The organism is Neptunomonas antarctica, assembly GCF_001305295.1.
In the GTDB taxonomy this organism is placed as follows: domain Bacteria; phylum Pseudomonadota; class Gammaproteobacteria; order Pseudomonadales; family Balneatricaceae; genus Neptunomonas; species Neptunomonas antarctica.
The window spans coordinates 169,927-179,771 of sequence record NZ_LJSI01000017.1; the positions used below are offsets into that span (position 1 = coordinate 169,927).

At 44.4% G+C, this 9,845-nt stretch carries 12 protein-coding genes and 1 pseudogene; 4 read left to right on the forward strand and 9 right to left on the reverse strand.

Annotated elements, in window-relative coordinates:
• Position 1: 1 nt before the first annotated feature.
• From Nant_RS02000 to Nant_RS02025, 6 genes are all read right to left on the reverse strand, one after another.
• The gene (locus tag Nant_RS02000) at positions 2 to 526 is read right to left on the reverse strand and encodes a disulfide bond formation protein B (protein WP_076496098.1); all 525 of its coding nucleotides are present in this window, start codon (positions 524 to 526) and stop codon (positions 2 to 4) included.
• Between the two features lie 57 nt (positions 527 to 583).
• Complete coding sequence (locus Nant_RS02005) at positions 584 to 925, reverse strand: YdbL family probable chaperone protein (protein WP_054339964.1); 342 nt, start codon at positions 923 to 925, stop codon at positions 584 to 586.
• A gap of 11 nt (positions 926 to 936) precedes the next feature.
• A complete protein-coding gene (locus Nant_RS02010; protein ID WP_054339965.1) occupies positions 937 to 1,134 on the reverse strand; it encodes a YnbE family lipoprotein in 198 nt (65 codons plus the stop codon).
• A 22-nt stretch (positions 1,135 to 1,156) separates the two neighbouring features.
• Positions 1,157 to 3,478: an intermembrane phospholipid transport YdbH family protein gene (locus Nant_RS02015; protein ID WP_054339966.1), complete on the reverse strand. Its 2,322-nt coding sequence runs from the start codon at positions 3,476 to 3,478 to the stop codon at positions 1,157 to 1,159.
• Between the two features lie 110 nt (positions 3,479 to 3,588).
• A complete protein-coding gene (locus Nant_RS02020) occupies positions 3,589 to 4,227 on the reverse strand; it encodes an O-methyltransferase (protein ID WP_054339967.1) in 639 nt (212 codons plus the stop codon).
• A complete protein-coding gene (locus Nant_RS02025; protein ID WP_143773594.1) occupies positions 4,227 to 4,559 on the reverse strand; it encodes a hypothetical protein in 333 nt (110 codons plus the stop codon). Before Nant_RS02025 ends, Nant_RS02020 begins: the two co-directional genes overlap by 1 nt.
• Positions 4,560 to 4,723: 164 nt before the next feature.
• Between Nant_RS02025 and Nant_RS02030 the strand changes: the two genes are divergently transcribed.
• Entirely contained in the window at positions 4,724 to 5,077 is a 354-nt protein-coding gene (locus Nant_RS02030) for a hypothetical protein (protein WP_054339990.1), read from the forward strand.
• 3 nt (positions 5,078 to 5,080) lie between these two features.
• Positions 5,081 to 6,478 (forward strand): DNA recombination protein RmuC, encoded by a 1,398-nt coding sequence (locus Nant_RS02035; RefSeq protein WP_082400022.1) that lies wholly within the window; start codon positions 5,081 to 5,083, stop codon positions 6,476 to 6,478.
• Between the two features lie 9 nt (positions 6,479 to 6,487).
• Here Nant_RS02035 and Nant_RS02040 read toward each other — a convergent pair whose 3' ends face one another.
• Genes Nant_RS02040 through pspA form a run of 3 tightly spaced genes read right to left on the reverse strand, consistent with a single transcriptional unit; the run spans position 6,488 to position 7,872 of the window.
• Positions 6,488 to 6,946 (reverse strand): PspC domain-containing protein, encoded by a 459-nt coding sequence (locus Nant_RS02040; protein WP_054339970.1) that lies wholly within the window; start codon positions 6,944 to 6,946, stop codon positions 6,488 to 6,490.
• Positions 6,947 to 6,955: 9 nt separating this feature from the next.
• Positions 6,956 to 7,198: an envelope stress response membrane protein PspB gene (gene pspB, locus Nant_RS02045; protein WP_054339971.1), complete on the reverse strand. Its 243-nt coding sequence runs from the start codon at positions 7,196 to 7,198 to the stop codon at positions 6,956 to 6,958.
• Positions 7,198 to 7,872: a phage shock protein PspA gene (gene pspA, locus Nant_RS02050; RefSeq protein ID WP_054339972.1), complete on the reverse strand. Its 675-nt coding sequence runs from the start codon at positions 7,870 to 7,872 to the stop codon at positions 7,198 to 7,200. Before pspA ends, pspB begins: the two co-directional genes overlap by 1 nt.
• Before the next feature lie 213 nt (positions 7,873 to 8,085).
• On the opposite strand from pspA, the gene pspF reads away from it, so the two are divergent.
• Together pspF and Nant_RS21180 are read left to right on the forward strand one after the other, a co-directional pair.
• On the forward strand, positions 8,086 to 9,108 hold the full coding sequence (pspF, locus tag Nant_RS02055) for a phage shock protein operon transcriptional activator (protein WP_054339973.1): 1,023 nt from the start codon (positions 8,086 to 8,088) through the stop codon (positions 9,106 to 9,108).
• A 559-nt stretch (positions 9,109 to 9,667) separates the two neighbouring features.
• Positions 9,668 to 9,845: pseudogene (locus Nant_RS21180) on the forward strand (cell division protein FtsA); the annotation flags it as partial.

A 9,845-nucleotide genomic window follows, 5' to 3' on the forward strand; every position in this document is an offset into this window, starting at 1 on the left:
TTCAGAAGAATAGTTTAGGTATAGGGCGCCGGATTAACAGCCGCCAAGTGATTAGGAACAGGAGTATAAATAAGCCTGCAGTTACTTGTGATAGTGATAATCCCATGAACTGCCATGTAATGCTAAGACATTCGTTCTGGTTTGCTAATAATACATCAGGTAAAAAAGGTAATTTTTCAGTCCACGCTTCCAGACCTGTATTACACAATAACGATGCATCGGCTGGTTGTGATTCCAGCCAGATATAGCGTCCGGTAGTGATTATACCCGCGATAGATAAGAGCCAGTTTAGCAGCCCATAGACGCGTTGTCCGAACGTTGAGGGGTTGTGTATAAACGCCAGGAAGAACAGTGCGCTCATGCATAGTAAGCACAGGCGCACGATAGTGCATAGCGAACAGTTAACCGCGTTTAGTTGTTCTTCAAGTACTATTGAGGCATACGCCAGTGCGGAACCTGTAAGCAATAAACCCGCTAAATTGAGTCTTCGGTAAGAAAAAAACGCATTGTCAATTTGTCGTTTCACAAGCAGCCCTACACATAATTATTGTTTTTATTGTGATCACGATTGTATTGGTGTGTGTTATTTCTGCTGCCACTGCCCGTTCGGGGTTTGTAAATAAGTACCTTTGGGTGCAAGTTCATACAGGCGTTGGCTTATACGGATTTCTATGATGTCTATCGTTACGCCAGCATTGGCTGCGCTCTCTGTAAAAGCAGCCCGACGTTTAGTGTTGATCTCATTAATCAACTTAATGACATTCTGATCCGCTGTGGGTTTTACAGAGGCGATATAACCGGTGGGTGTTTCGCCAACGATGCCTTTTGTTTTAGCTTCATCAAGTGACATCGCCCATGCGGGTATGGCGATAACCGAGAGAGCCAAAAAGAGAGTCGCCAGGAGTGAACGTATTGTATGTTTCATTAAATATACCCCTAGAATAAACCACTTTTATCATTAAGCAGATCATCAATTTCACGATCAACTTTAATCAGAATTTTATGTTCGATTTTAACATTCAGGTTAATGGTAATAGGCTCATTCGGAACAGAAACCTGAACCTTGGGTGAGCATCCCCACAGTAGCGTGCTACCGAGTAGCAGCCCCGCGAGAAGCGTGATATGTCGTTGCATCAGTATCTCCTTTCAAAGCTATCTAAGGTGTACGGTAACGCTTCTCTATCGTCTCCGTCAATTTATCCGTGAATTGGAGAGTTTTCAGGAGTTTAAGTAAGTTTTCTTCAATATTCACTGAGAAGTTTACCGCTTGTCCGTTATTCCAATCGGGGTTCGTACCTTCAATATTATTTTCTAATAATAAGGTTCCGTCGGGAGCGTAATTGGCCTGAATCGTTAAGTGACGATAATGGAAATTTGATAAGGCATCCAAGGCTATTCCTAAACCGATATACGAATCCCGCAAAGCTTGCACGCCTTCATCCGGCTGGTAACGAATAATGCCGGGCCCGCGCGCGTTGATTTTACCGTTCTTTACATGAAAGCCCGCATTATCATAGCGTAGTGGCAAGTTACCCTCTAAGCGCCCTTCGCCGGATAATCCGGGTTGTTGCTCTAGTTTGAGTAATTCATCAAGAGAAAGTTCATTGAGTGTAATGTCAGTATTGAGATTAAGCGGGTTCAGGTTTGTATAGAAAGGCGCTGCCTGCCATGTGCCACCGAGTATGTTGCCGGATAAATGACTAATATTGGCAATGCTATTATCTGTTCCGAGCTTATTAAGACGAAATTCGGTACGCAGGTTGGTTATATCAGTACCTGCAATGATTTTGTCTATCTTTACTGAGCCCTGCTCCTCTATACGATCGCCTCTAAGATGAGTGCTGCTGTTAATAAATACACCTGACACGGCGATGCTGTCTTGGGCAAAACTAAGGTTGTCGATTGTGTGAGTAAGACTGCCATCCAAACGTCCACTGAACCATTGAAAATGACCTGTTTGAGTATAGCTGCCATTTTTTAATGTTAATTTTTCAGGCCATTCAAAAGGAAGATAAGGACGCCATTGTGACTGGCTTTCAGAAAGTGGAATCTCTTTAATTCGCCATTGCGCATCAATATGCTCTTTGTCAAGATTCGCGGTTATGCTAATGGTGCTGTTTAATGGAAACGTCTTACTCGCCAGGCTTATTTCTGTTTTGATTTCCGGGAGTTTTATGTAGATCTTTCCCTGTGCCTGAATCGCCGGTAACGTTATCTTATTGAGCGTGCTGCGTACCTGTTCCGCGTTAAATACAATCAACGCTCGTTGCTGTTTAACATCAATATCACTGATTGCCAGGCTGATAGGATGGCTGCTTAGCTGGATATCAGTATTAACCGTCGGCTCTGGGGTAAAGATTACTTTAAAAGGCGCAATGGAAATTTCTGAATCAGAACGGATATTCAGCGGGGTATCCAGTTTCAATTCCATTTTTGCCGTTACCCAATCGCCTTGTTGGGCCTGGTAAACTATCAGGCTGCTATCGTCGGCTATTTTTATAGTAAGGTCCTGGCTGCCGGAAAGTGATATTTCAGACGATAGATGCGTGTCCAGTCTACCGATACTGGGGTGTGGATGTTCAAGCCACATAGTTAGTTGGTTGTGCTGTGTTACTTTTATGCTGGCGAGCCATTGGGTGGTGTTGCCCGTAAAGTGTCGCGCCACAGAAAGTTCAGTTTTTCCCGAGTAAGCGCCGTTGCTAGAGGGTATTTTTTCTATTTCTGATAATTCCAGCAGTTTTATTGCTTGATGCGTTTTACCTATGTCCAGCGAGTGCAGGGACTGCAGGGTGATCGAAGTATCGTCGTGACCTAGTTGCCCGACCATTCTGAAAATCGGATTAGTAATAGGGATGTTTTGGTCAATGACGTTGATTTGAAAACGGTTATCTGCCAGCAGCGTTATATCAGAATGTGCGATTGGATGGTTATTAACGCTACTTAGGACGCGGGTTAACAGCTGCTTCTGAGTGAGGTAAATGTTTCCGGTGAAGCGGTAATCTGGTTGATTCGGCCCGTGCCAGTGAATATCCAGCTGACCGATAACCAGTTCTTCAGCGGGTGCAAAGCCTAGCCATTGATCGGGTAGCAGGTCTGCAATATCGAAGCTTGGCATGTCAGTTTCTTTTGGCTCACCATTAGCTTGTGTGCCTGACATTGCAATATCAAGACTCGCCGAGGGAATGACAATGCGCGTGAGTTCACCCGTTAACAGCAATGCCCATGGATCATATGTAATGGTGATGGGCCCGGCAGACAAACTCGAGACTCGGTTTTGCGTCTGTTTTTCAACACTGAGCTGAGAAATTAGCAGCGCTTTGTGACTGGGATATTCTACGGTAAAGAGTGGTTTCTGAAATCCCTGTTCCACCAACCAACTCTCGACCACGTTTTTGGCAATGAATGGCAGCGAGAAATACGCCATAACGGGCAGTAAGAATGTTGCCAGCAAGCAGGCGATTAGGCCACGTTTCATCATGCTGGTATTGTATCGTGCGGCCGTTTTCTCATGCTGCCCCTTCCTTGTTCTGCCGTTTTCTCATGCTACAGCTTTCCTATTCTAAGTCCGCTGTTTAATTAGCTGATCTATTAGCGGATTTTTCTGACCACGTTCACGCCGTCGCGTACCGTTAGGAATACGTTTTCAACATTGGGGTCTGTGGCAATCAGTCGGTTCGTTTCAACCAGCGCGTCATCAATTTCAGATTCAGGTTGAATGACTTTTCCAGACCAGAGGACATTATCAAGAATGATCAATCCTCCTGGGCGGGTAAGCTCCAGCACTTTTAGATAATAGTTCAGGTAGTTACGCTTATCGGCATCAATAAAAGTGAAGTCCAGCGGTTCGGTCAGCGTTTCCAGTGTTTCTAACGCTTTACCGAATATCACATCAATTTTATGACCATGTTCGCTGCGATCAAAAAAGGTTTTGGCAAACTCGATGGCCCGCGGGTTGGTTTCACAGCAAATCAGCTTGCCATCGTCAGGCATTCCCTCGGCGATAGACAACGCTGAGTAACCGGTGAACATACCAATCTCAAGTGCATTTTTTGGTTGTTGGAGTGTGCTTAGCATTTTTAGCGTACGTCCTACCAGTCTGCCCGAGAGCTTTTGTGGCCATCCCATGGTTTCGTTGGTGGCAGCAATCAGCTCCTTTAGCAAAGGCGGTTCTTCGCTGGTGTTCAGGAACGCGTAATCTTCAATGGCTTCGTTAACCAGGTATTCCATTAGTGCGGAATCTCTCTCAATAAGGCTTTACTGGCCCATCCACTTATAGATGTTCCAGAGATAGTGTGAAATGTAAATTGGCAGAGAATAATATCACTTTCTACGCAATCAATAATGGTTACTCGCGCGCCAGTGGGTGCATTGTTACAGCCTGATGCCGGTTTGTTGCCAACACCATACAGGGAATAACTGAGTAACTGGCGATACTGTTTTTCGGAGTCGCATATTTGATAGCCACCGTCGGCTACCTCCCATTCATGCGCTGCCACTGTAGATGTCAGGCTTAATAGTCCGAATAAAACGATAACGGCTTTAATTATATGAAATTTCAACGCCAGCATCCAAGCGATAGTTTGTTAGTCGAATGGTAAACGGGAATAGGGCATCTGCAAAGTTATGAATGTGATTAAACATAGTGATAGGTAGGGTTAGCTAGCGAATTCCTCTACAATCACGTCATCAACCAGTTGAAGTGGAGTAATAACGCGTGGATCCGATGTTTACCTTTTTAATTATCTTTTTAGTGACCGGTTTTGTGTCGATGTCTGCCGCATTGAGTGCCGGTGCTATTAATAAACGACCGGCAGAAGAAAAAGTCGGTAAGTTGGCTGAACGTAATACGCAAGTTGCGATTATTATGGCTGGTAATCTTGCGGCGTTAACCTTGATTGGTGCGATGGCGTTTGGCATGTTGAATCTGGAGTGGTGGATACCTCTGGTCTGTATGTTTGTTTCTTTTCCAGTGGTTCATCTGTTGGTGATGCAGCGCCTGTTGGGAGATGTTAAAAATCTGATCCTTATGACTCCTCTGGTAATAGGATCGATCGCGACCCTCTATTATTACTGGTAAACAATGATGAACTTTGCTGAATTTATCGCAGGCTGGGATATGGCTACCTCATTGATAACCCTACTGGCGCTGGGTTTGGTTGTGCTGGTGTTGTCCCACATCGCGCGATCGGGCTGGATGCGACAGCGTTATCAGTTAGAAGCACAATTACATCAGCAGCAGTTGAAAGAGGTTCAGTATCAAGAGCGTTTGTCTTATCTGGGTAAGCTGGAAAATGCTCTCGAAAATATGGAGTTTGACCGCTCGGACTTAAGAGAGCAGCTAGCGATTCGTCAGGCGCAGGTCGCGGAGTTGGAAGCACGCTTGCATGCAGACAGGGAGTCAGCAGAAGAGAAATTGTCGCTGCTGAGCGATGCGCGTGATCAGCTGAAGCAGGAATTTCAGAATCTGGCTAACCAGATCTTTGATGAAAAATCTCAGCGCTTCTCAGAAACCAATCGCCAGGAAATGGGGCTGCTGCTAACGCCACTGCGGGATCAGATAGGTGACTTTAAGAGCCGTGTTGAAGATGTCTATGATCGTGAAGCAAAAGATCGGCGTGCGCTGCATACCGAAATAAGCCAGCTGAAACGACTTAACGTACAGATGAGTCAGGATGCCATCAATCTCACCCAAGCGCTCAAAGGCGAAAGTAAAACGCAGGGGAATTGGGGCGAGATCGTTCTTGAACGAGTGCTTGAAGAATCCGGTTTGAGAAAGGGGCATGAGTACGAAGTTCAGGTGTCTCTTAAGGATCAGCAGCAACGTTATCAGCCTGATGTGATTGTGCATTTACCTGATGGTAAAGACGTTATTATCGACGCTAAAGTATCGTTAACGGCTTACGAGAAATATTGTTCGAGCGACGATGAAGCGTATCGTCAACAACAGCGAAAAGCGCATACGGTCTCTTTGCATAACCACATTAGGGGATTAGGCGATAAGGCTTATCAAAAACTCGAAGGCGTGCGCTCGCTCGATTTTGTATTGATGTTTGTGCCGATTGAAGGTGCTTTTTTATTAGCGCTGGAGCATGATCCGGAGCTGTTTCGTTTTGCCTTTGATCGCAATATTATGTTGGTGAGTCCGACAACCCTGTTAGTCACATTGCGTACCATTCAAAATATTTGGCGGTACGAGCATCAAAGCCAGAACGCTCAAGAGATTGCGAAACGTGGTGCCGATCTTTACGATAAGTTTGTCGGCTTTATCGAATCTCTTGAAGACGTAGGTAAGCACCTAACGCGTGCGCAACAAGCCTACGATGTATCGTTTAGCCGTCTCTCTTCAGGTAGAGGCAACTTGATTCAGCAGGCTGTGGCGCTCAATGAATTGGGTGTGAGTGGTAAAAAAGTACTGCCTAAACGTTTTACTGATGTGGCTGAGGAATCAGCTGTTAATAACGATCCTCCGTTGGAGTAGTCGTTTTATTTAGCGACCGCGTCGCATTTCTCGATCAAATTGGAATTTACGTGAGGTGACGTGCTTCTCCATAGCGCGGATACGCTGATCTACTTTAGCGAGCCGATCCCTAATTTCGTCAAGCTTACTCGAAGCCGATGTGCCGTAATCAAACATCCTCTGTTTAAGGTTCGGTCTGCTTTTTTGTTGAAAGTCGTTCGTGTTTCTGTGATAGCCATTACTGCTGTCACACTGAGTACGTCGGTTTGCTGCACTATCAGACCTGCTGGCTAAAAGAAAAACAGCAGCTATATAGGCAAGCACGGCAAAAGCTCCGGTAAACATAAAAAGCAGGACGGCACATATCCTGACGCCCATTACTGACCATTGCATGTTTTCTGCAATGCCTCCACAAACGCCGGCTATCCAGCGCTTATCTGTGCTGCGGTAAAGGTCAATATCATAACCTCGGTCTTTAGCGGTGGACATGTAGCCTCCTTATTCTGCTGAATTTTTAGTGTGCCAGTCAGGCTGTTCTGCATCCAGAATGGTTTCCAGGGTTTCAATGCGGCTTTCAAGCCGTTGTATTTCTACCATTGCTGCGTCCAGTGTTTGTTTTTCCTCTTCCGAAAGCCCTTTGGATGTGCGCCATTTGCTAGCGTAGTACAAGGCTAACCAGAGCGGTAATACCAGCCCTAAAAAGATAAGGGTTGGTATGAAAAAAAACACGAAGCTAGACATTAGTGATCACCAGGTTTCTTTTTGTTCATCTGAGCTTTCAGTTTTGCCATGGCCTGGTCAATCTTTTCGTTGCGCTCGAGGTCTTCAATCTCGTTGGCAAGATCTTTAGTGCCCAGATCGTAGCTTTCTACTTCAGCTTCCATATCATCCATTTTACGCTCATAACGTTCGAATTTATCAAATGCTTCGTTGAGTTTGTCGCGGCTGAAGCGGCGGCGTATTTCCAATCGGGAGCGTGTGGTCTGCTCGCGCACCAGCAACGCCTTCTGTTTGGCTTTTGCGTCGTCCAGTTTGTGCTGTAATTGTGATATTTCACTGTGCAGGTCGCTCAGGTGTTCTTCTATAGCGTCAAGTTCCTGATGTGCCATTTCAAGCGTTTCCGTGGCGGCCGCTTGTTCTGCCAGTGCGGCACGTGCCAGATCTTCGCGGCTTTTGCTTAAGGCTAATGCCGCTTTTGTTTGCCACTCATCCGCATCTTTTTGTAGCATCATTGCTCTGCGTTCAAGCATTTTTTTGTCGGCAATGACTTTTGCGGAGGTGGTGCGGACTTCGATTAACGTCTCTTCCATCTCTTGAATCATCATGCGGATCATTTTTTCAGGATCTTCAGCGCGGTCCAGCAATGAGTTGATGTTGGCGTTAATAATGTCCTGAAAACGTGAAAAAATACCCATTGTTACTCTCCCTTCTGTTCGTTAATTCTGGTTGGTTACATGCTTGCTCATGCATGAAAGAGATGAACTTACTATTAGTAATGATAAGGCTATTTTCGTGCCATTTTTTCAAGTGTTTGATTTATATGTTTATTGTGGTTTATTGGATATTTTGTTTGTATTTAAAATGGATAAATTAGCTAAGTAATAGTTTTTATAGCTAATATATAGTTTATGAGACTATTAAATAAAAAAATAAAGCTGGGCGAATCTCCTTTAATGCTGGATCTCTCTGATCAGGTTTCCCGAATAGCGCCGCTAAATAAGCCGGTGTTAATTCTGGGAGAGCGAGGCACGGGTAAGGAGTTAGTCGCTGAGCGAATACATTTTTTGTCAAAGCGTTGGGATCAGCGCTTTCTGAAAGTGAGCTGCGCGTCGATGAATGATAATTTACTCGACTCTGAGTTGTTTGGTCATGAGGCAGGTGCGTTCACAGGAGCGATCAAGCGCCATAAAGGTCGGTTTGAACGCGCAGAAGGGGGTAGCTTGTTTCTTGATGAAATTGCTACGTGCTCTACGCAGGTGCAAGAGAAGTTGCTGCGCATTGTTGAATATGGGGAGTATGAGCGCTTGGGAGGGCAGGATGTGCTCCAGGCTGATGTGCGCTTGATTGCAGCGACCAACGCTGATTTGTCAGGCATGGCTGACAGGAATGAATTCAGGGCTGATCTGCTGGATCGTTTGGCATTTGACGTTATTCATATCCCGCCGTTGCGATATCGTGAGGATGACGTGGTTATTTTGGCTGAACATTTTGCTTTGAGTATGTGTTTCGAGCTTGAGCGTAGCTATTTTCCGGGTTTTACCGACAATGCAAAAAGCCAGATGTTGGCTTATGCATGGCCGGGTAATGTAAGGGAGTTGCGTAACGCTGTAGAACGGAGTGTTTATCGCCAGGAGGCGCTTGATGAAGCGGTTGATGAATTAATTATTGATCCTTTTGCCGTGCCTTGGCTATCTAAAGAGGATGCCAAAGCTGAATCAGGGGGTGATATGTCCGTTGCTCTTGATAACGCAGAGAATATGACCGATCAGATTGGGGCGTTGGAGCAGCAATTGCTGCTTGATGCGCTTAAAAGCAGTCGTTTTAATCAAAAAGTGGCTGCTGATAAGTTGGGTTTGACGTATCACCAGCTAAGATCGCAGTTGCGTAAGCATAAAATGATCCCTTTAAAAAAATATATTGAGCATTCTTAAAAAGATTCTGATTTTTCTGTTAGATAAAGTTTTACGGTTTCCAGGTGTAAATAAGCGGTAAAGTTGTGAATAATTTAAAATCAAAATCAGGTTTTGATATGTGTGTGATTAATCAAGAGTCGATTTTGATGTTTTAATTATAAATCAAAACTTAAATTTGATTTATATGTTTTTTGCAAAATCTGATTTTGATTATTAGAGGGGATTTTTATTCGGTGTATTAAAGTAAATATAATAAATAAAACGGCAACTTTTTGCATAGCTGTGGTGACTATCTGATTGAAAAATCGAGAAATATCTAAAGAAAGGCAAATTATTGCCGATTAAATGAAATACTTACTGGTTGTTTTTTGTACATTAATATTTATTATGCAGTAATGACTACAATTGCTGAATTTAAAAGACGGTTGGCTTATAATTTGCAAATTGATAGTGGTTGATAAGCCATTAATGAGTTATTTGGTAATTGCACACTGCATATTTTGATGACGCGCTTTGATAAATGTTTTGAGTAAGTGTTTGTAAAAAGTTTTACTTTTATTAATTAACGGTTAATTGCATGAATAGTGACCACAACATGATCGTTGCACTGGATATCGGCACCTCTAAAGTGGTGTGCCTGGTAGCCGAGGTAATGCCGGATGGCCATATCGAGGTCGTGGGTATCGGCTCGCATCCGTCGCGGGGTCTGAAACGGGGTGTCGTAATTAATATAGAGTCGACGGTCGGGTCGATTC

Coding starts and splice junctions, on each gene's coding strand:
- Nant_RS02005 (WP_054339964.1), bottom strand. CDS start 925: ATGAAACATACAATACGTTCACTCCTGGCGACTCTCTTTTTGGCTCTC.
- Nant_RS02010 (WP_054339965.1), bottom strand. CDS start 1,134: ATGCAACGACATATCACGCTTCTCGCGGGGCTGCTACTCGGTAGCACG.
- Nant_RS02015 (WP_054339966.1), bottom strand. CDS start 3,478: ATGATGAAACGTGGCCTAATCGCCTGCTTGCTGGCAACATTCTTACTG.
- Nant_RS02020 (WP_054339967.1), bottom strand. CDS start 4,227: ATGGAATACCTGGTTAACGAAGCCATTGAAGATTACGCGTTCCTGAAC.
- Nant_RS02030 (WP_054339990.1), top strand. CDS start 4,724: ATGTTTACCTTTTTAATTATCTTTTTAGTGACCGGTTTTGTGTCGATG.
- Nant_RS02035 (WP_082400022.1), top strand. CDS start 5,081: ATGATGAACTTTGCTGAATTTATCGCAGGCTGGGATATGGCTACCTCA.
- Nant_RS02040 (WP_054339970.1), bottom strand. CDS start 6,946: ATGTCCACCGCTAAAGACCGAGGTTATGATATTGACCTTTACCGCAGC.
- pspB (WP_054339971.1), bottom strand. CDS start 7,198: ATGTCTAGCTTCGTGTTTTTTTTCATACCAACCCTTATCTTTTTAGGG.
- pspA (WP_054339972.1), bottom strand. CDS start 7,872: ATGGGTATTTTTTCACGTTTTCAGGACATTATTAACGCCAACATCAAC.
- pspF (WP_054339973.1), top strand. CDS start 8,086: ATGAGACTATTAAATAAAAAAATAAAGCTGGGCGAATCTCCTTTAATG.